21 protein-coding genes are annotated in these 19,565 nt (G+C 66.3%); 4 read left to right on the top strand and 17 right to left on the bottom strand.

All coding sequences use genetic code 11. The features are described from left to right. Positions 1 to 48: 48 nt before the first annotated feature. Positions 49 to 420 (top strand): hypothetical protein, encoded by a 372-nt coding sequence (locus tag E3O23_RS01210; protein WP_134487078.1) that lies wholly within the window; start codon positions 49 to 51, stop codon positions 418 to 420. An 85-nt stretch (positions 421 to 505) separates the two neighbouring features. On the opposite strand, the gene E3O23_RS01205 is transcribed toward E3O23_RS01210, so the two are convergent. The 6 genes from E3O23_RS01205 to E3O23_RS01180 are packed head-to-tail and all read right to left on the bottom strand — an operon-like array spanning position 506 to position 5,456. Further along, positions 506 to 1,411: a hydantoinase/oxoprolinase N-terminal domain-containing protein gene (locus E3O23_RS01205; RefSeq protein WP_134487075.1), complete on the bottom strand. Its 906-nt coding sequence runs from the start codon at positions 1,409 to 1,411 to the stop codon at positions 506 to 508. A gap of 55 nt (positions 1,412 to 1,466) precedes the next feature. Then, positions 1,467 to 2,234, bottom strand: a complete 768-nt coding sequence (locus tag E3O23_RS01200; protein WP_134487072.1) for an ABC transporter ATP-binding protein — start codon at positions 2,232 to 2,234, stop codon at positions 1,467 to 1,469. Continuing rightward, a complete protein-coding gene (locus E3O23_RS01195; protein WP_134487069.1) occupies positions 2,231 to 2,995 on the bottom strand; it encodes an ATP-binding cassette domain-containing protein in 765 nt (254 codons plus the stop codon). Before E3O23_RS01195 ends, E3O23_RS01200 begins: the two co-directional genes overlap by 4 nt. After that, a complete protein-coding gene (locus E3O23_RS01190; protein WP_134487066.1) occupies positions 2,992 to 3,873 on the bottom strand; it encodes an ABC transporter permease in 882 nt (293 codons plus the stop codon). The genes E3O23_RS01195 and E3O23_RS01190 overlap by 4 nt, the downstream gene beginning before the upstream one ends. Further along, positions 3,870 to 4,886 carry an ABC transporter permease gene (locus E3O23_RS01185; protein ID WP_134487062.1) on the bottom strand — a complete coding sequence of 339 codons (1,017 nt, stop codon included), beginning with the start codon at positions 4,884 to 4,886 and terminating at the stop codon, positions 3,870 to 3,872. The genes E3O23_RS01190 and E3O23_RS01185 overlap by 4 nt, the downstream gene beginning before the upstream one ends. Positions 4,887 to 4,889: 3 nt before the next feature. Further along, positions 4,890 to 5,456: a winged helix-turn-helix domain-containing protein gene (locus E3O23_RS01180; RefSeq protein WP_241983264.1), complete on the bottom strand. Its 567-nt coding sequence runs from the start codon at positions 5,454 to 5,456 to the stop codon at positions 4,890 to 4,892. Between the two features lie 122 nt (positions 5,457 to 5,578). On the opposite strand from E3O23_RS01180, the gene E3O23_RS01175 reads away from it, so the two are divergent. The 3 genes from E3O23_RS01175 (at position 5,579) to E3O23_RS01165 (ending at position 8,558) form a co-directional block, all read left to right on the top strand. Then, positions 5,579 to 6,910 (top strand): MFS transporter, encoded by a 1,332-nt coding sequence (locus E3O23_RS01175; protein ID WP_241983263.1) that lies wholly within the window; start codon positions 5,579 to 5,581, stop codon positions 6,908 to 6,910. Positions 6,911 to 7,031: 121 nt separating this feature from the next. Further along, entirely contained in the window at positions 7,032 to 7,442 is a 411-nt protein-coding gene (locus E3O23_RS17955) for a TetR/AcrR family transcriptional regulator (RefSeq protein ID WP_241983262.1), read from the top strand. A 360-nt stretch (positions 7,443 to 7,802) separates the two neighbouring features. Further along, complete coding sequence (locus E3O23_RS01165) at positions 7,803 to 8,558, top strand: magnesium and cobalt transport protein CorA (protein ID WP_241983261.1); 756 nt, start codon at positions 7,803 to 7,805, stop codon at positions 8,556 to 8,558. On the opposite strand, the gene E3O23_RS18805 is transcribed toward E3O23_RS01165, so the two are convergent. From E3O23_RS18805 to E3O23_RS01110, 11 genes are all read right to left on the bottom strand, one after another. Then, complete coding sequence (locus tag E3O23_RS18805; RefSeq protein ID WP_166790374.1) at positions 8,525 to 9,172, bottom strand: helix-turn-helix domain-containing protein; 648 nt, start codon at positions 9,170 to 9,172, stop codon at positions 8,525 to 8,527. The genes E3O23_RS01165 and E3O23_RS18805 overlap by 34 nt on opposite strands. Before the next feature lie 236 nt (positions 9,173 to 9,408). Then, the gene (locus tag E3O23_RS01155; RefSeq protein WP_166790373.1) at positions 9,409 to 9,963 is read right to left on the bottom strand and encodes a carboxymuconolactone decarboxylase family protein; all 555 of its coding nucleotides are present in this window, start codon (positions 9,961 to 9,963) and stop codon (positions 9,409 to 9,411) included. Next, positions 9,960 to 10,982: an ABC transporter ATP-binding protein gene (locus E3O23_RS01150; protein ID WP_134487048.1), complete on the bottom strand. Its 1,023-nt coding sequence runs from the start codon at positions 10,980 to 10,982 to the stop codon at positions 9,960 to 9,962. Before E3O23_RS01150 ends, E3O23_RS01155 begins: the two co-directional genes overlap by 4 nt. Beyond that, entirely contained in the window at positions 10,979 to 11,821 is an 843-nt protein-coding gene (locus E3O23_RS01145) for an ABC transporter ATP-binding protein (RefSeq protein ID WP_166790372.1), read from the bottom strand. Before E3O23_RS01145 ends, E3O23_RS01150 begins: the two co-directional genes overlap by 4 nt. A 7-nt stretch (positions 11,822 to 11,828) precedes the next feature. After that, positions 11,829 to 13,604: a thiamine pyrophosphate-binding protein gene (locus tag E3O23_RS01140; protein WP_166790371.1), complete on the bottom strand. Its 1,776-nt coding sequence runs from the start codon at positions 13,602 to 13,604 to the stop codon at positions 11,829 to 11,831. A gap of 21 nt (positions 13,605 to 13,625) precedes the next feature. After that, positions 13,626 to 15,224, bottom strand: coding sequence for a thiamine pyrophosphate-binding protein (locus E3O23_RS01135; RefSeq protein WP_166790370.1), 1,599 nt, complete (start codon positions 15,222 to 15,224; stop codon positions 13,626 to 13,628). Beyond that, positions 15,217 to 16,086 (bottom strand): sugar phosphate isomerase/epimerase family protein, encoded by an 870-nt coding sequence (locus E3O23_RS01130; RefSeq protein WP_166790369.1) that lies wholly within the window; start codon positions 16,084 to 16,086, stop codon positions 15,217 to 15,219. The genes E3O23_RS01135 and E3O23_RS01130 overlap by 8 nt, the downstream gene beginning before the upstream one ends. An 8-nt stretch (positions 16,087 to 16,094) precedes the next feature. Beyond that, a complete protein-coding gene (locus E3O23_RS01125; protein WP_166790368.1) occupies positions 16,095 to 17,321 on the bottom strand; it encodes a DegT/DnrJ/EryC1/StrS family aminotransferase in 1,227 nt (408 codons plus the stop codon). Between the two features lie 23 nt (positions 17,322 to 17,344). Then, the gene (locus E3O23_RS01120) at positions 17,345 to 17,992 is read right to left on the bottom strand and encodes a PIG-L deacetylase family protein (protein WP_134487031.1); all 648 of its coding nucleotides are present in this window, start codon (positions 17,990 to 17,992) and stop codon (positions 17,345 to 17,347) included. 2 nt (positions 17,993 to 17,994) lie between these two features. Then, positions 17,995 to 18,834, bottom strand: a complete 840-nt coding sequence (locus E3O23_RS01115; protein ID WP_134487029.1) for a sugar phosphate isomerase/epimerase family protein — start codon at positions 18,832 to 18,834, stop codon at positions 17,995 to 17,997. After that, complete coding sequence (locus E3O23_RS01110) at positions 18,831 to 19,511, bottom strand: PIG-L deacetylase family protein (protein ID WP_166790367.1); 681 nt, start codon at positions 19,509 to 19,511, stop codon at positions 18,831 to 18,833. Before E3O23_RS01110 ends, E3O23_RS01115 begins: the two co-directional genes overlap by 4 nt. Positions 19,512 to 19,565 lie beyond the last annotated feature (54 nt).

The following is a 19,565-nucleotide window of genomic DNA, read 5'->3' as shown; positions in this document are numbered from 1 at the left end:
GGGATCGTTCGGTGCGAGTTGAATCTGGATACATGGGGTAGCTGAGAGATGGCAACGAAACAGACCGGTAAGAAGCTGGACGCCCGCGAGCGGGCGAGGCTCGCCCGCACCCGGGTTGATCAGGTCCGCGCGGAGCGGGATGCCAAGATCGAAGTGACCCTCGCCGAGTTCTTCACCGCCGGTGACGAACGCGACACCCTCATCGCACAACTGGCCGTCGTCGAGAACACCATCGGGCACAGCGTGGAGTACCTCTTCACGCTCGGCGAGAACGCAAGTCAGGTCGCCAATCTGCTTGATCTTGATCCCAAAGAAATGAAGCGTCTGCGCGGACTCACCACCCCAACCGAGCCAGTCCTCTCTCCCCCGCGAGCATCACCGGCTGACACGAACTCTCATCCGGTTCATGCTCGGCCCTAGCCTCACCTGCCCTATCCAACTGCCACTGAGTGGATACTCAGTGTGCTGGCTTTTCGTGGACACGCGGGGTTCGCCCAACCGGCATTCAGCCCATCCCCCGTACGGTTGGTGACGGAGTCCCCACTCCAAACGAATTGGCCCCGGCAGATTCCTCGCCTCCCCCCAGGTGTAGTGAAGCCGGGGCTTTTTCGCGGCTATCACCGAACTCGTCAGAAACTCCCAGCTGCCCAGGCCCGCAGGCGCGTGGCCGGGATCGCACGCTCATGGCGCCACCGCCTGACCGGGTCATGAGGAACTGCCCGCGGAAACCTTGGCCGGCGAGAGTCGCCTGCAGCCGGTCGAGGTAGGTGTGGATCTGCGGCTTGATGTATGCGTCGATGACGGCCGTACTCGTGCGCTCGTATTCACGGAGTTCCCGCGACAGGTCGGAGGAGATCGTCACGTCGACGTGTGGGGCCACCTCGGCGAGCACAGCGGCCATCAGCGTCTCGTGGGCGGGGTTCGCGTAGGAGTGTAAGAAGCACACCGCCACTGCCGCGACACCGGAGCGGCCGATCTCAGCGGCCACCCGGCGCGCTTCGTTCTCGTCGAATGCCACCAGAACGTCTCCTCGGTGGTTGAGACGTTCCGGCACCTCGAAGATGTCGGAACGCTGCACGAGGCTCGCGGGCTTGCGGTAGGTGAAGTCGTACATCGGCCGGCGATCGGTGCGGCCCAGCAGGTAGACGTCGCGAAAACCTCGGGTCGTGACGATCCCGGTGCGTGCTCCCGTGCGCGTGAGGAGGGCGTTGAGTCCCAGCGTCGTCCCATGCACGAAGTGGGTGATCTGATCGACGCTCACGCCGGCGGCCGCGAAGCCGTCGATGATGCCGCGTCCAGGGTCATCCGGTGTCGTTGCCACCTTGTGGAACGACACCTCTGCGGTGTCATTGTCGAAAGCGACGACGTCGGTGAAGGTTCCACCGACGTCGATGGCGATGCGGTAGCTCATAGTGATGTTGGGCTTTCTTGCTCTGGGGTGAGTGCGACAGACAGACGGATGCGGGTCATGAGCTTTCGAGGAGCGGCACCGATGCGATCAGCTTTTTCGTGTAGTCGTGCTGCGGGTCGCCGAGGATGGCGTCGGCCGGCCCCTGCTCGACGATGCGCCCGGCGGAGATGACCGCGGCCTCGTCGCAGAGCCTATCCACGATGGCCAGATTGTGGGTGATCAGCAAGAATGACAGGTTGCGTTCCGCCCGGAGCTTCTCGAAGAGATCGAGCACGCGTGCCTGCACGGTGACATCGAGCGCGCTGGTGGGCTCGTCGAGAATGAGAAGGCGTGGTTCGGTCGCCAACGCGCGGGCGATCGCGACGCGCTGACGCTGGCCGCCGGAGAGCTGGTGCGGGTGCAGCGCCATCACGTCGGACCGGAGTCCGACATCCACGAGGAGGTCAGCGACGATGTCGTCGTGTTGCGCGCGCCCGACGACGCGCAGTGCTTCGCGGATCGAGGCCCGCACGCTCATCCGTGGGTCGAGCACTTCCGTGCCGTCCTGGAACACGGGCTGCAGGATGCTGCGGTACGCCGCGCGCTGCGGACGCGTCAAGTGCGCCACATTCATCCCGGCGACGGAGATCTCGCCCGAGTGCACGGGGAGGAGGCCGAGCACGGCACGCGCAATCGTCGTCTTACCCGATCCGCTCTCGCCGATGAGGCCGAGCCCGAACGGCCCTGCCGGCACCGTGAGGCTCACGTCGTCGACGACGACCTTCTTGCCGTAGGCCAACGTCACATTCGTGACGGCGAGCAGGGTCGACGCGTTCTCGCTCACGAGGTACTCCCACCGATCTGCGGCACGGCCCCGATCAGGGCTCGAGCGTAATCCGTCGTCGGGTTGCCGATCACCGAGCGCGTCGGCCCGGCTTCAACGACCTCGCCGTCTTTCATCACGATGATGCGGTCGGCGAGCCCCGACACGAGGGCGATGTCGTGGCTGACGATGAGCAACCCCATTCCGCGGTCGCGGCGCAGGGACGCGAGCAGTGCGACGATCTCGGCCTGCACCGTGACGTCGAGCGCGCTTGTCGGCTCGTCGGCGACGATGAGTTCGACCGCGAGCGCGATCGCGAAGCGTTGCGCCTGGCCGCCGGAAACCTGGTGCGGGTACCGCGTCAGGATGTCGGGGGCGAGCGACACCGCGCTCAGAGCGGCGGTGATCTGGGCCCTGGCCTCCGCACGGGAGCGGCCGTGCTTTCGCAGCACGACCTCCGCGAATCGGCCAAGTCGCATCGTCGGGTTCAGCGCCGAGATCGGGCTCTGGGAGATGAGCGCGACGCGACGGCCCAGCAAGCCCGTCAAGCGCGAACGCTCAGCGAGCACATCCTCCGTCCCGAACATGTCGACGACGCCGCTGACGCGCGCGCCCGGATGCAGCCCGAGAAGGGCGAGCAGCGCCGAGGTCTTTCCCGACCCGGACTCGCCGACGATGGCGACGCACTCCCCCGCGCCCACCGTGAGCTCAGGCACGAACGACACCCGGCGGTCGCCGTAGCTCACTGACAGGTCGCGCACAGTCAGCAGGTGCGTGGTCATCGTCCGGCCTTCTTCGGGTCGAGCGAGACACGCAGGCCTTCACCGAGCATGTTGAAGCTGAACGCAGTGATCAGGATCGCGAGGGCGGGGAACGTGACGACCCACCAGTTCGTCGTGATGAGCGCTTGACCCTGCTGCACCATGAGGCCCCATTCCGGTGTCGGCTCGGAGACACCCAATCCGAGGTACGAGAGGGTGGCGACCACGAGGATGATGCCGCCGGCATCCAGCGACGCCTGCACGATGACGGGGGTCAGTGAGTTCGGGAGAACGTGGCGGAGAACGATTCGCTGCGCGGAGACTCCGAGGGTCCTTGCTGAATCCACGTAGCCGCGCCGACTGATCGACGCCGCGACGGATGCAGCCAACCTCGTGTACCAGGGCCACCAGGTGATCGCGACACAAATGATGAGGGTGGGGATGCCGCGGGGCAGCACGAGTGCGAGCGCCAGTGCCAGCAGCAGCGCCGGGAAAGCCAGGAAGATGTCGGTGATCCTCATGATCACGTCACGGACGACTCCGCCGGCATAGCCGGCGATGACGCCGGTGAGGGTGCCGAAGACGATCGAGAACAGGAGGACCGCTATTACGACGATCAACGACGTGCGCGCTCCGAACACGACACGGGTCAAAATATCGCGGCCGACCCCATCCGTTCCGAACCAGTGTTGCGCGCTCGGCGCGTGCAACGACTGGAGCGGATGCGTGGCGCCGTTGGCGTCGGCCGGGTACGGCGTCAACCACGGCGCGAACAGAGCGGCGAGCACGAGAATTCCGAGCACGACGATGAAGACGACGGAGAGCACATCGCGAGGCATCAGGCGTGACGGGTTGATCCACGAGGGGATGCGCGAGGTGAGTGGGGGGGAGACGGTCATTGCACACGCACCCGCGGATCGATGAAGGCCTGGGCGATGTCGACGACCAGGTTAATGAGCACGTAGATGATCGCGACGACCAGAGTGACGCCTGCGATCGCCGGTGTGTCGAGCGATTGGATCGCCTCCGTCGTATACCGGCCGACACCGGGCCAGTTGAAGATGGATTCGACGATGAACGCATTGACCAGTGAGTACGCGAAGACCAGCGCGATTAGAGTGAGGATGGGCGACAGCACCGGCCGCATCGCGAACCTGCCGATCACCTCCCGCGACGAAAAGCCGAGCGCGCGGACGGTGCGGATGTGGTCCTGCCCGAGCTCTTCGGTCAGGCCTGCCCTCGTCAGCTGCGCGATCGCGCCGACGGGGTATGCGGCGACAACGAGCCCCGGAAGCACCAAGTGCTGGAGGGTGCTCAGGAAGACGGGCCCGTTGCCCGTTATCGCGGCGTCGACGAGGGTCAGGTTCGTCCAGACATGCAGCGGCGAGGTCCCGTCGAGCGACGAGGTGTATTCGCCGGCGATGGGAAACCAGCCGAGGGTACTCGCGAACGTCGTCTGCAGAATGAGCCCAAGCCAGAACGCCGGGAACGACACGGCGAGCACGGTCATGATCCGCATGACGATGTCGGCGGCCTTACCGTGGTGCCTCGCCGCGAACCGGCCGATGGCGAATCCGACGGGCACCGCGATCACCATGGCGAACAACACCAGCTCGATCGACGCCGGCACGAAATGCGTCAGGTCGGCGACCACCGTCTGACGGGTGTGGATGCTTACTCCGAGATCTCCGTTCAGCAGATCGGCGATGTAGTGCTGCAGTTGGGTGAACACCGAACCGTCGAGCCCCAGTTTCTCGCGGGCCGCGGCTAGCTGCCCGGGGGTCGCCCGGGAGCCCGCATAGCCGACGGCCGGATCGCCGGGTACCAGGCGCACGATCACGAACGTCAGCAGGACGACACCCACGACGACGAACAGTGATTGTGCCACCCGGTACAGGACGAACCGCGTCATGGCCTAGCGCACGACCTTGGTGTCGTAGACGTGTACGACGCCGGCGTACGCCGGGTCGAGGTCAGGGTTGAATCGGTAGCCCATGCCGGCCTCGGTGAGAAGGTAGCGGGCCGGTTCCAGTTTCTTTCGGAGTTGAGCGATGTAGAGGCAGAGGTACCCGGTGTCGCTCGTGCGGTGGGGGCCCCACACTGCGGTGTAAAGGGTCTGTTTGCTGACGAGCTTCCCCGGATTTCGGAGGAGCAGTTCGAGGATTTGCCATTCGGTCGGGGTGAGCCGGATCGGTTCGGGAGCGCCTGCGCCGGTTCGGACGATGTGTTTGGCGGGGAGGTCGACGGTGACTGTGCCGAAAACGATGACGAGTTCCTCATCCGAGGCGGGGACTCGGCGAGTCAGGGCGCGGATCCGGGCCAGGAGCTCCTCGATCGAGAAAGGTTTCGTGACGCAGTCATCGGCTCCTTTGTCGAGCGCTTCGACTTTGTCGGCTGCGCCAGTGCGGCCGGAGACGACGAGGATGGGGACGTGGCTCCATCCTCGGAGAGCATCGATGACTTCAGCGCGGGTCGGATTCAACCCACGGAACAGAAAGGAGAGCCCCAATACCACTGATTATGCCCGTTCGGGAACCAAATGCGAATCTTCCCCGTACCGTTGAAGAGTATCGATCTTCCTCCTCCGACCTCAGGACTCCCCGCGTGACCTCGCCGACGACGACTGCCTCCCCGCCCACCGAACCACTCTCGATCGTCACGGAACGGCCTCCGTGGCGTCACACCTTCATCGCCCTTGCCGTCCCTAACTTCCGCATCTGGACTTACGGCAATCTCATCGCCATGACGGCCGGCTGGATACAGCGCATAGCACAGGACTGGCTCGTCCTCGAGCTCACCGGCAGCGCCACGAAAGTCGGCATCACCGTCGCTATGCAGTTCGCCCCAATGCTCTTTTTCGGGCTTCTCGGCGGAGTCCTCGTCGACCGCGTCTCGAAGCGGATGCTGTTGATGTTCACGCAGTCGGCCTTCGCGATCCTCAGCCTCGTGCTCGCAGCTCTCACCCTCAGCGGCAACGTCGACGCATGGATGGTCTGGGGCATCGCCTTCCTCACAGGCCTCGTGACCGTCATCGACAACCCCGCCCGCCAGGTGATCGTCACCGAGCTCGTCGGTCAGAAGAACCTCCGCAACGCCATCAGCATCAACTCGTCCGTCTTCCAGCTCGGCGGCATGATCGGGCCCGCCATCGCTGGCGTCCTGCTCATGACCGTCGGCGCCGGTTGGGCGTTCGCGATCAACGGAGCGGCCTGCATCATGGTCGTCATCATGCTGTCTTTGTTGCGCACTTCGCAGATGACCCGGATGGCAGCACCGCCGCGAGTACCCGGTCAGCTGCGCGCGGGCCTCGCGTACGCAGTCGGCAAGCCGACCATCATCTGGCCAGTACTGCTCGCCGCTGTCTTCGCCGTCTTCGGCCTGACGATGCCGGTACTGCTGGCATCGTTCGCCGACAACGTCTTCCATGTCGGAGCGGGCGGCTACGGTCTGTTCAACTCCATGGTCGCCGTCGGGGCGCTGGCAGGAGCGCTGCTGTCGACCCGGCGCGCGAGCATCCGACTCCGCACCATTGTGATCGGCGTCGGCATCACCGGGCTCCTGCAGGCGACGACCGGGCTCATGTCCGGCGTGGCGCCCTTCGCTCTGATGCTCATCACCGTCGGCATGGCGTCCCTTCTCTTCCTGACCGCGTCGAACTCCCTCATCCAGATGTCGAGCAATATCGGCGTTCGCGGGCGCGTCATGTCCCTGTACGTGCTGGTCCTCCTCGGCGGTCAGGCCATCGGCGGCCCGCTCATGGGCTGGATCATCACGACTTTCGGGGCTCACATCGGGATGATGGTCTCCGGCGGAATGCCGGCGTTGGCGGCGGCTGTCGCGTGTGTCGTGTTGGCGCGGCGTGGGCATCTCACGTTGCAGGTGCGGGTCAGGCATCACGTACCGACCGTCCACATAGAACACCGCCCGGCGGTTTGAACGGGACCTGGGGCGGCCACCTCCAGCGTTGTCCTCCTTGGAGCTGACTGCTCCAGGCCCGCTCACCACCATCGCAGCCTCCCTTTAGTTCTGCTGACAACTATTGGGCAGAACCGGAGGTGTGGACGAGACGTGCTGGCTGACGACAGACGAACGCGCGGCGTGGGTGCGATTCGTAGCCGTGCTCGCTCACCACGTCAAGATCGACGTCCTCCACGATCATCTTCTCGTCGTCAACGACACCGCGAGCGGGCAGCTGCGCGACTTCATCCAGTCCCGCCTGCTCGTCGGCACCCGCGACCGCCACGACCCCGACGCCGTCCTCCGAGCTGGCCTCGCCTCCTCGATGCTCGTCGGCATCGTCACCGGACGTCGCATCATCGGAGTACCCACGCTCGTCGCAGCTGACACCGAAACGCTCGTCGCCGTCATCGGACCAGCGATCCAACAGATCCTCGTTCCCACAGCAGCAGCCGCGCACCTCAGCACCGGCCCACGCAGGAGCCAGGATTCGGAAGGGCGGCAGCTATGAATCCCTGGCGGAGCCGTCGGGCGATCGCGAGTTCGGCGGAACATGCCAGACGACGAAGCGCCGCACCGCCCACCCCGGGACCGGCCGAGGCGTCGTTCCTGGCCCGCTATGTGAACCGAGGACTGCCAACAGCGGCCCCGCCTGGCGCGACGGTCTCCGACGCACTGGAATTTGCTCGCACCGGTACGGACCGGATGGCCATGCACTTCTACCCCGCCCCGACGCCCGGGAACGTCGCCGAGCTCGCCGATGCATGGGATCTGCACCCCATCCTCCGAGAGGACTTGCTCGCCGGATACCAGCGCCCCAAACTCGAACGCTACGGCGACGTGCTCTTCCTCGTCGTCCGCTCCGCACGCTATGACGACACACGGGGAGGAAGTCGACTTCGCCGAATTCCACGTCCTGCTCCGCCCGCACGCCGTAGCACTGCTGTGCAAGAGCGGGAAATGGATAGACGGCAGCGACGGGACCACCATCACCCAGGAAGACCTCGCCGACCCCGAACGCCGCGAACACACCCTCCTCGCCGACGAGCATCTCCTCGGCCTCGGACCTGAAGCAGTCGTCTACCGGCTCCTCGACGCCATCGTCGACGGCTATACACCCGTTCTCCACGGCCTCGCCATCGACAAGGAACAAATCGAACGACAGGTCTTCAGCGGAGATGCCGCCGTCGCCGAACGCATCTACCGCCTCAGCCAAGAGATCATCGACGTCCAACACGCCGTCGCTTCCATGACAGAAGTCCTCCAAGCGCTCCGCGGCGGTTTCGGCAAATACGCGATCCCCGACGAACTGCAGACCTACCTCCAAGACGTCTCCGACCACCTCGCCCGCGCCAGCACCCACGCCGCAGAACTCCGCGACGCCCTCGCCCAGATCCTCAACGTCAACGCCACTCTCGTCGCCCAACGACAAAACGAAGACATGAAGAAGATCTCCGGCTGGGCCGCCATCCTCTTCGCCCCCACCCTCGTTGGAGCCATCTACGGCATGAACTTCGACGTCATGCCCGAACTGCACTGGGCATTCGGCTACCCCTTCGCCATCGCCCTCATGGTCGGCTTCGCCGCCCTCCTCTACGTGATCTTCAAACGCAGCAAGTGGATGTAGTCGACGATGTGGCCCGACGGTGGGTCAGGCGCCCGCAGCGCCCGGTTCGGAGGTGACGGGTCATTCCCCGGGACAGCCCGGTGGTGTGCGGCGAATACAAGGCCCGATAGATGCTCTCGTGCACGACGTTCATCTCGGGCTGTCCCGGGAAATCGATCCGCAGCTGGTGACTGATCTGCCTGGGGCTCCATTGTTCGAGAAGGTGTTTTCGAGATCGCATCCCGAAGCTGCGGGTTCCCGGCGATCTTGCCCGGCCGGGGGCGTTTGCGCGCGGCCTCCGCCAGAGCCTGCGCCGCTCGAGGAGCATATCGTTTCTGGCGTGGCGCCCGATTCCGGACGACCTCACGGCTGACCGTCGACGGGCTTCTGCCCAACTCGGCCGCGATCTGACGCAGGCTCTTCCCGACCTGCAACGCATCGGCGATCTGGATCCGCTCGCCCTCGGAGAGGTATCGTGACGAAATCGTCGGTGGCGCCTTCAGCGAGATCGACGCGTACGTCTTCGCGCGCCCTTGCGCGTTCGTCACCGTCCGCCCGTGCCGCCACCGCATGCCCGTGCGCCGGTTGATCTTCAGAGTTCGACACGCCTCGGCGTTGCTGATTCCTTGCCTCATCAGCTGAGCATATTTGGCGCGGGTCTCGACCATCGGCAGTGCGCCGGAACCCTTTCCCCGCGTCCTTGGACTACCTGACATCGCTACTCCTGACACTCAGGTGATGCGACGTTGGCTAGAAACCGCCCAGTTTCAATTAGGCACAGTTCCATACAACCGCGTCCAACTGGGGAAATCCCCTATGGCCGGTGAACCGGAGGCGATGCCTGGCGCAACGCCTCCGGCACACCGCAGTCTCACTCGATGCTGAACACGCTCATCAGTTCTGCCAGCAGAACGTAGTAGCCCAGCAGAACGACGAGTTCGACGACACCGGAGTCTCCGAACATCTCCTGAAGTCGATCGAACAGCACGTCGTCGACGTGCGCGCCCGAGAGCACCGTGCGCGCGAAGGCCACGGCTGCGGCGCATTGGTCGTCCGCGAGGGATTCCGAGCCGTCCCTGATCACGTCGAGCATTGCGGCGTCCGCGCCCTGCTTGCGCGCCTCGGGCTCGTGGGAGGCCCACTCGAACTGCGAATCGCGAACCGCCGCGACGGTGAGGATGACGACCTCGCGCACGAGCGGCGGGAGGACCCCCTCGTACCGCAGCGCCTCCCCCAGGCGATGCAGGGGCATACCAACGGTCGGCGCGATCACCATCGCGTTGAAGGGCCCGGGCAGTCCCTCATTCAGACTGGTCATGCCGATCGAACGGAAGAAGGCGGCACGTTTGCCGCCCGCGATCGACCGGAAGACGATTTCCTGGTCCGGCTCGAGCTGGCCGTCGCCGAGCAGAGGCAACCGGCTCACAGCGCTCGTCCTAGGCCCGCGGACGCGGGCGTGAAACCGACGTTCTCCGGAAAGTGGCACGCGGCGGAGTCGACGTCGTCGGCCAGGAGGGGCGCGACTGTGGCGCAGACATCCTGCGCCTTCCAGCACCTCGTGCGGAAGGGGCATCCGCTCGGCGGGTTGATCGGGCTCGGCACATCCCCTCGCAGCACGATCCGGTCCGACTTGCGCTTCTCGATGATCCGCAGGGGATCGGGCGTCGCCGAGAGCAGCGCCCGCGTATACGGATGGTGCGGTGCGGTGAAGATACGCTCGGCCGGCCCGATCTCGACGATCTTGCCGAGGTACATGACGATGACGCGGTCGGCGATCGACCGGATGACGGGCAGGTCGTGGGCAATGAAGATGACAGTCAGCTCGCGCTCGGCCTTGAGTTCCGCGAGCAGCTTGAGCACCTGCGCCTGCACGGAGACGTCGAGACCTGACGTCGGCTCGTCGCACACCAGGATATCGGGCTGCACGGCGAGGGCTCGCGCGATGCCGATGCGCTGGCGCTGCCCGCCCGAGAACTGGTGAGGAAACCGCGCGAGGCTCTCGGCGGGCAGGCGCACCGAGTCCAGAAGGCTCTCCGCCGCGGCCGTCCGGTCGGCCCGGGGCACGAGGGTTGGATTCGCCCGCCACCCCTCTTCCAGGATGCTGCGCACGCGCATCCGCGGGTCCAGCGACGCATACGGGTCCTGGAAGACCATCTGCACGCGCGAGCGGAACCTCGCGCCCTCCAGCTTCGACAACGTGGCTGTGTCGCGGCCCTCGAGGTGGATCGTGCCAGCGGTCTGATTGTCCAGACCGACGAGGGTGCGCGCGAGAGTGCTCTTGCCGCATCCGGATTCGCCGACCACGCCGACGGTCTCCCCCTTCCGCACGGAGAAGGAGATGCCGTCGAGTGCTCGCACCGACCGTGCGCCGGTGCGCACCCTGTCAAGGAACGGCAGCGGAAAGTGCTTCTCCAGGTTCTCGACTCGAAGCAACCGATCGGTCATGACTCCTCTTTCCTTCCTGTACCGCTCCCGTGGGCTCGCGTGCCGATGAACGATGGCGACGCCTCGAGAAGCGCTTGCGTGTAGGGATGATTCGGCCGGAGGTAGACGTCCTCGATGCTGCCCTCCTCGACCATCTCGCCGTGATTCATGACGATCACACGGTCGACCATCTCGGCCACGACGCCGAGGTCATGGCTGATGAGCACCAGTGCGGTATTGCTCGCACTGTGGGCAGTGCGGATGAGGTCGAGGATCTGTGCCTCGATCGTGGCGTCGAGTGCAGTGGTAGGCTCATCGGCGATGAGGATCCGCGGCTCGAGCGCGAGAGCGATAGCGATGAGCACGCGCTGGCGCATGCCGCCGGAGTACTGATGCGGGTACTGCGAGAACCGGCGGTCGATGTCCGGGATGCCGACACCGCGCAACGTGTCGAACGCGCGGGTCCGCGCCTCCGATCTGCTCAGCCCCGCGCGTTTGCGGAATACCTCCGCGACCTGCCACCCCACGGTGAAAGCCGGATTGAGAGCCGACTGCGCGTCCTGGAAGATCATCGCGATCTCGGTGCCGCGGATGCGCTGCATCTGCTTGTCGGTGAGCTCGAGCAGATTTCGGCCGTCGTAGATCGCCGAGCCGGAGACGACGGCGGAGTCATCCAGGATGCCCATGAGGGCGCGCGCGGTAGCCGTCTTACCCGATCCGGATTCACCGAGCAGGGCCAGCGAGCCCCCGGGGGGAACCTGGAAGCTGATGTTCTTGACGGCCGGCACATCGCCGCTCGCGGTCGCGAACCGCACCGAGAGGTCCCGCACGTCGAGAACCGCGGGCTCGAGACCGGTCATGCCGGGATCAGACATCTCCGCCCTCACCAGCTCTTGAATAGGTGGCACCGGCCGCGAAGATGTCGTTGACGTCCCAGTGCCCCGTGCCTTGGATGCGCGGCGTGCGAGTGATCGGCACAACCACGAGCGAGGGTCCCCCATGGGCGATCGCCGCGGCCAGTTTCTCGTCGAGTTCCGACTCCGAGACCACTCGGTCGGCGCTGATGCCGAACGACTGCGCAAGCTGCACGAAATCGACCGTGTACGGTGCGCCCGCGGCGTCGACGAAGTCGGTGCCGAGCAGCCGTCCGAAGTGCTTCGCTTGGTAGATCGCGATGGACGCGTATCCGCCGTTGTCGAGCACGACCCAGGTCACGTTCTCCCCCGCTGCAGCCGCGGTGGGAAGCGCGGCGAGACATGCCAGCACGGCACCGTCGCCAACCACGGCGACGACCGGCGTGCCGGGCAGCGCCTCCACGGCGCCGAGGGGCGCCGCCGTCTCCTGGCCCATTGTGCCGAAACCGCTTGCGACCACGAGGGTGCGCGGCGAGCGCACGGGGTAGTGCTGGGCCACGGCGTGCCTCACGCCGACGCCGCTCACGAGCACGGCTGCCGCTGGCAGCTGCTCGCGGAGGCGCGTCAGCACAAAAGCCGGTTCGAAGGGCATCGACGGGGTCGAGCGCACCTCCTCGAGTTCGCGCGACCAGTCCTCGCGAAGCGTCGCCGCTCGCTCGCTCCAGTCCGACCACTCCGGCGAGACACTCCTGAGCTCGGCACGCAGCGCGCGGACGGCCGCAGCGGCGTCCGCGTTAATTGCGACATCGGAGGGAAACACTCGGTTGAGCACGAGGGGGTCGATATCGATGTGGATGAGCTTGGCCGGGGGAAACCCCGAGAAGAAGTCGGAACGCCATGAACTCGTGTCCATCTCGGGGAACCGCGTTCCCACCGCGATGACGAGGTCTGCCTCCCGCACGACGGTGTTGCCCGGACGCGTGCCCACGACGCCGGTCGTGCCCATCGCAAGCGGGTCATCCTCGTCGATCACACCCTGCCCAGACATCGTGGTCGCCACCGGGATGCCAAACTCCCGCGCCAGTTCGGTGATCGCCTCCGGTGCTCCCTCGGCCTGCGCCCCTCCGCCGCAGTACAGCACCGGGCGTTCGGCCAGGCCGATCGCCTTCGCGGCGAGCGCGATCTGGGCGGGGTCGGGGAAGGGGACGAAACGGGCGGGGGCGACGGATTCGGCATTCGTCGCGGGAACCGGACCGGCGAAGAAGTCCAGCGGAACGTGCATCAGCACGGGACCCGGCCGGCCGTTGATCGCCTCGCTGAAAGCGCGGGAGAACGTCGGCACCAGATCGGCCGACGATCCGACCTCGAACACTCGTTTCGTGAGCGGCCGGAAGATCTCCGACTGCGAGTTGTCCGCGGCGACGGAGAGCGACTGGAGCGGGTCCTTGCGCACGTACTCGGAGGGGACGCCTCCTGTGATCACGATCACGGCCGACGAGTCGAGCAGCGCGTCGCCGAGTCCCGTCGTGAGGTTGGTCGCGCCTGGCCCCACGGTCGTGACGACGGCGGCGACCCGCCCGCTCACGCGGAAGTAGGCGTCGGCGGCGTGAATGGCGACCTGCTCGTGGAATGCGCTCACGAAGTTCAGTCGCTTCTCGCCCGCGATCGCGTCGATGAGCGAGAGGTTGCCGTGGCCTACCGTTCCGAACACCGTCGTGATGCCGTGCGCGACCATTACTCGCACGAGGGACTGCGCGGCGGTCTGGAGGGTTTCGGGAGTCGAAGGCATGGTCGTGGATTCCATTCTGGATCAGGTCGATGTTGAGAAATCGGGGTGAACGCTTGTGAGGTACCAACGGGTCATCACGCCGCGCTTGAGTCGAAAGTCGAGAAGGAGGGGCGACCGCGGGTCGGCGAGCACCGATCGGGCGACGTCGAGGTCGGCCGCCGTGGACACCGTGAGCGAGCGGATGCCGAGCGCCTCCGCCACCCCCCGGAAGTCGACCGGGGGAAACACGGCCGTAGCGATCCCCTCCCCGCGATGCTGCAGCTCGTAGACCTCGACCCCGTACGCGTCGTCGTTGAAGACGGCGATCACGATCGGGAGCGCGAGCCGCCCGACGGTCTCCAGTTCGGCGAGGGATGCCGCGAGCCCGCCATCCCCGATGACGCACAGCGTGGGCAGCCCCGGATGCGCGAACGACAAGCCGATCGCGCTCGCGAGCCCCAGCCCGATGGATCCGAAGTGCAGGGGGAAGGACTGGCGAGACGGATGCCTCAGGCCGATGTGCACCGCCGGTTCTGAGCTGAAGTAGCCCAGGTCCGTCGTGAGCGCCCGATCGCGCGGGAGTGCTTCATCGAGCAGCACCGACACGCGGCGGAGGTCGAGGCCGCTCTCGTCGGACCGGTCGTGGAACGGGTCCCTCGCCGGGGCGGGCTCCGCCCAGGGTGCCGTCGTGGCGAGGGCGTCGGCGAGGGCCGTCGCGACCCGGGCCGCGTCGCCGGTCACGCCTGTCTGGTCCGCCGTCGCGGTGGCCTCGAGGTCGACCCGCACCACGTGCTTTCCCTTGAGCAGGCGACCTCGCTCCGTCGTGAACTGGTTCAGGCCGGCGCCGAACGCGACGATCAGGTCGGAGCGGCCGATCACCTCGTGCGAGTGTGCGGTGGAGAACCCGCCCATGACTCCGACGTCGTTCGGCACACCGTCGAAGAGCCCCTTCGCGAGGAGGGTCGTGGCCACGGGTGCGCCGAGTGCACGGGCCAGCCGCAGCAACTCGTCGCGGGCGTGGATCGCCCCCCTGCCCGCGAGCACGACCGGGCGTTGCGCGCGACCGATCGCCTCGATGGCGAGGTCGAGCCCGGTGGGCTCCGGTGCCGGAGGGGACACCTCGGCCGGTGACCCGGAGCGCGGTTCCGCCGTCTGCTCGAGCTGGAGTTCCGTGGGCACGTCGAGCACGACCGGCCTGCGATCGCTGACGGCCAGCGCGAACGCGGCCTCGATCACCTCCCCCGCGCTGCTCGCGTCCGTGACGCGAGCGTAGTGGATGCCCGATGCCTCGACCAGGGCGCGCTGGTCGAGCCACTGCGGCTCATGAGTCGACCGGACCGGCAGAGAGCCGGTGAGCAGCACCATCGGCGTGCGGCCCTTGGTCGCTCCGATCAGCGGGTTCACCGCGTTGGCCAGAGCGGGTCCCTGGGAGACGATCGCGAGGCCCACCGTTCCGGTGCCCTGCGCGTAGCCGTCAGCAGCGGCGACAACCGAGTCCTCCCGCCGGAGGGCGACCCAGCGCATTCCCCGTTTCTCGAGCGCCAGCACTATCGCGAGGTTGGCCTCGCCGAGGAGACCGAAGGCGGTGCTCGCACCATGCGATTCGGCCACGGACATGACGGCCTCGGCCACGCTAACCATTGCGGGCGCCCGAATCCACGAGAGCCGGTCGGGACAGGTTGGCGAGGGAGCGGTCGATCCAGGCCTCCCGGCTGGCCCCGGAACGGAACGGCTCGAGCAGCAGGGGCGTGTCGTCGTCGGAGGCGAGGAGCTCGCCGGCGAGGGCAAGCATGTTGAGCGAGCCCTCCCCGAGGGGAACGGTGATGAACCGGCCGCGGCGACTCTCGACGAGCGGTCGGCAGTCGGCCTCGGTACCGTGCGTCTCTGGCACATGGCGCGTCACATCCTTGAGGTGGATCACCGCGCAGTGCTCACGCAGCCGCGCGAGCGCATACGGGTAAGCCTCTTCGCCCGCGATCGCCAAATTCGCCGGGTCGAAAGTCAGTCCGATCGCACGGGGAGGGAGAACGGCGAACAACTCCTCGATCGCCGCGACCGATTCGAGATCGACGCCGGTGCCGCGCGAGAACACGTTCTCGATGACAAGCCGCACCCCGAGACTCTCCGCCATGCCGAGCAGCGGTTCGATCCGCTCGGCGAAACGGCGTCTCGCCGCCACTTCGCCGAGCGTGCTCGAACCGCCGTACATGAAGCCCGCTCTCGCCACTCCGGTCTCCGCGGCCAGGAGGATCGAGCGCTCGACGGCGGCGATATGCCGGTCGGCGTCATCCTCCGAGCTCCCCAGCTTCGACAGGGTCGAGAGGGTCGAGACCGTCACTCCACGTTTGATGCTCCACCGCACGAGGGAATGCACGTCATCGTTGGCCACACCATCGATATACGCCTCCATCCAGCCGAAGCCACGCGACCGCGTGGCCTCGAGACACTCCTGTGGTGACGCGAAGTCGAGGCTGATGAGGCCGAGTCGTCGTAAGTCGAGCATCCGGTCCGCTACCTCCCCAGGGCCGAGCGAACGGAGGCGATCACATGATCGATCTGCTCGTCGGTCAGGTGCGGGTACAGCGGCAGCTGGAGGGAGTTGGCCGCCGACCATTCAGCCGTCGGGCAACTCGCGACGAACCCCTTCTTCGCGTAGAGATCAAAGAGATAGCTCGGCCGGTAGAGCCCTGGCACGGTGTGCACGCCGTGCTCGTTCATGAGCACGTCATAGAGCTCATGGTTCGTCTTGCCGGTGAGGTCCGAATCGATGAGCAGGGCATAGATGTGGTACGTGTGCACCGCATCCGGCGACTCGTAGGGAACCGTGACACCGGGGAGATCGGCGAGGGCCCCACTGTAGCGGTGTGCGATCTGCCTCCTGCGCTCGATGAACGCCGGCAGCTTCTTGAGCTGCTCCCGGCCGACGGCCGCCTGCGCCTCCGTCATCCGGAGGTTCGACGGAATGTAGCCGTCAACGTCGTCCACCCCATAGGGCCGCGGGCCGGGCGTGCCGTCGTCGTGCGGGTCACCCGGGTAGCGGCTGCCCATCGACCGCAGCCACGGGATCTTGACGGCGAAGTCGTCGCGGTTGGTCGTGAGCATGCCGCCCTCGCCGAGGGTTGTCATGTTCTTGATCGCGTGGAAGCTGAAGCACCCGACATCGCCGAACGATCCCGCAGCCTTGCCCTTGTAGCTCGCGCCCTGCGTGTGAGCGCAGTCCTCAACGACCAGCAGCCCGTGCTCCTCGGCGATCGCCATGATCTCGTCCATGTCGCACATCTGCCCCGCCACGTGCGTCACGAACAGCGCCTTGGTCTTAGGTGTGATCGCTGCCCGGATCGCGTCCGGGGCGATGTTGAAGGTACGGGGGTCGACATCGACGAACACCGGGACCGCTCCCTGCGCGAGCACGGCCTGATTGGTGGAGATGAAGGTGATCGGCGTGGTGACGACCTCGTCTCCGGGCTGCAGCTTACACAGCTGCGCCGCCATGTGGAGGGCCGTCGTGCAGTTGGATGCCGTGTAGGCGTACTCGACCCCGTGGGCCTCGCGCCAGTCCTCCTCGAAGAGGTGGGTCTCCATGCCAGTGGTCAGCCACCCGCTCTCCATGACCCGGCGAACAGCATTCAGCTCCTCCTCGCCGTAGGGAGCGCCGAGGAAGCTGTACGGCACCTTCACGTTCACCCCTTCGGGCGGCCTGTAGAGAGTGCGGAAGACGCTGTGTTGGACCCTGGGCATTGTTCTGTTTCCTTTCGTAGGGTTCATGGCAGTACCCGGTACGGGCGCAGTCGCCCCCAGGCTGGTTCCGTGCCGAAGGCCTCGGCGAGCTCCCGCTGCACCTGCACGCCGCGGGCTCCCGCGAGCGATTCCGCGCGAACGATGTGATCCGCGGCGTTGTCGAACAACTCGATCGCCTCGCGTTTGGCGTCCCAGACGGGCACGATGTCGACATATTCGGGCGTGCCGGAGTGGAACCCGAGAGTGGGATCCGTGTGCAATATCACCGCTCGAACGGTGGCCGCCTCCACACCCCGCGGTGAGGGATAGTTCGGCACGCAGGCGCAGTACGCTGCCCCGAACACGAGCCGCGACAGGGCCCGCTCCGGTTCGCGGATCGAGTTGGAGGACGGGCCGATGATCACCTCCGGCCCTACCTCGCGAATCACGTCCATGAGCACATCCCGGCTCGCGCGCAAGTCCGCGACTGTATCGACCAGCACGGGGTTGAGATACGAGACCGAGAGGGACGCGAAGGCCGCCTTCGCTCGCTCGATGTCGGACTGCGGCACGGGGGCATCGGTCACGATGACCGCGCTGACCTCGTGGCCAGCCTGGGTGTAGAGCAGCAGCGTTCCCCCGCTCGCGACCAGAAGGTCGACGGGATCGGTGCCGATGGCAAGTATCCGCATCGTCACACCCCCTTCGATGCGCACAGCCGCAGACCTAGGCGGAAGGCGTCGTCGAGCTGGCCGTCGGGAACATGGGCCTCGATCGTGACGGGCACATCCAGACCATCGCGCACGAGCAGGTCCAGCAATTCCGCGTTCGGCGTGATTCCCTCGCCTACCGGCACGAACATGAACTCGCCGTGCACGAGGTCGGTGACGATGCGACCGGTGTAGTCGGCGTCCGAGACCGGGTCGAACTTGCGCGCATCCTTGATGTGCACATTGCGGATGTGCGGCTTGAGCGTCTCGTACGAGGCCGGGAACTGCTGGCCGCCGATCGCGAAATTGCACAGGTCGAAGTTGACAGCGAAGTTGTCGGAGCCGACCGCGGTGACGAGGTCGACGCACCCCTGCGCGGTGTTGGTGACTTCTCCCGGTGCGTGGCTGAAGTGGTTCTCGATGAGTATCGTCACCCCCAGGCTCTCGGCGATCGCGACACTGGGACGGATGAGTCGCACGTACCGCTCCACCGCCTCGTCGATGGGCCGGGTCGGATGTCCCCCGAAGTACACGATCGCGTTAGGCGCTCCGAGGGTCGAAGCGCATCGCACGCTCGCGTCGAGGAGCGCCACCATGGCGGCGGCGGCCTCATCGGTGTCCACCGCGTTGATCTTGCTCAGGCTCGCGACCGAGTTGACCGTGAGCCCGCGCTCGGTGAGCAACTCCCCGACGCTGCCCGCGGTCTCCACCGTGATGTTCCCCGGCACCGTCAGCTCGCACTGGCTGACTCCGAGCGCGGCGGCGCGGTCCAGCGCTGCGGCGATCTCCTCGTGATACTCGAACACTGCGACTCCAACGGTCATCGCGCTGCCTCCTTGTCGAAAGTTAAACTGGTGACGTCCTCGAATGGCCAGGCGTCGCCTGCGCGGGCGGGCTGGAACCCTTCCGCGGCGGCCATCCCCGACTGCAACCCCCGCCAGCCGGCGGCCGAGCGGATCATGTACGGCATGGATGCGTGGCGAGCGGCCGCCATCCAGGTCATCTGGGACTTGTGGCACTCGAGCATCTCGACCTTCAGGTCGAGGGTGGCGGCGACGTCCACATAGTCGGTCGGATAGAATTCCACGCCACCGACGGTGTCCATGAACCAGATCGGGGTCGACTGCGCTACCTGCGCGCCTGCCGCGAGTGCGAGTTCGCCCGTGATGCGGTGGTCGGGGTGATAGTCGTCGGGGCGATGGGTGAACACCACGCTCGGATCGTGCTTACGCCACACGTCGGCGAGGGCCTTCGTTGTCACGTCGTCCGGGTAGAGCTCAAGATCCCCGCAGAATCGGCCGTCGACGACGGCACCGATCATGGCGGCCGAATCGATCGCCTCTTGATGACGCGTGCGTGCGAGAACGTCCGGTTCATCCCGCCCGCCCTTGTCTCCGTAGGTCATGTGCACAAGCACGAGGTCGTGGCCGGCGTGCGCGAGGCGAGCCATCGTCCCCGCACAGCACAGTTCGACATCGTCGGGATGTGCGGCGATGACCATGACCTTCATAGTGTCGCTCCGGGGAGGCGGCGGATGGTGCGGTTCACGAGTGAT

It is taken from the genome of Cryobacterium tagatosivorans (genome assembly GCF_004402215.1).
Lineage (GTDB): Bacteria > Actinomycetota > Actinomycetes > Actinomycetales > Microbacteriaceae > Cryobacterium > Cryobacterium tagatosivorans.
This window is presented reverse-complemented; position numbering and strand designations above follow the sequence as displayed.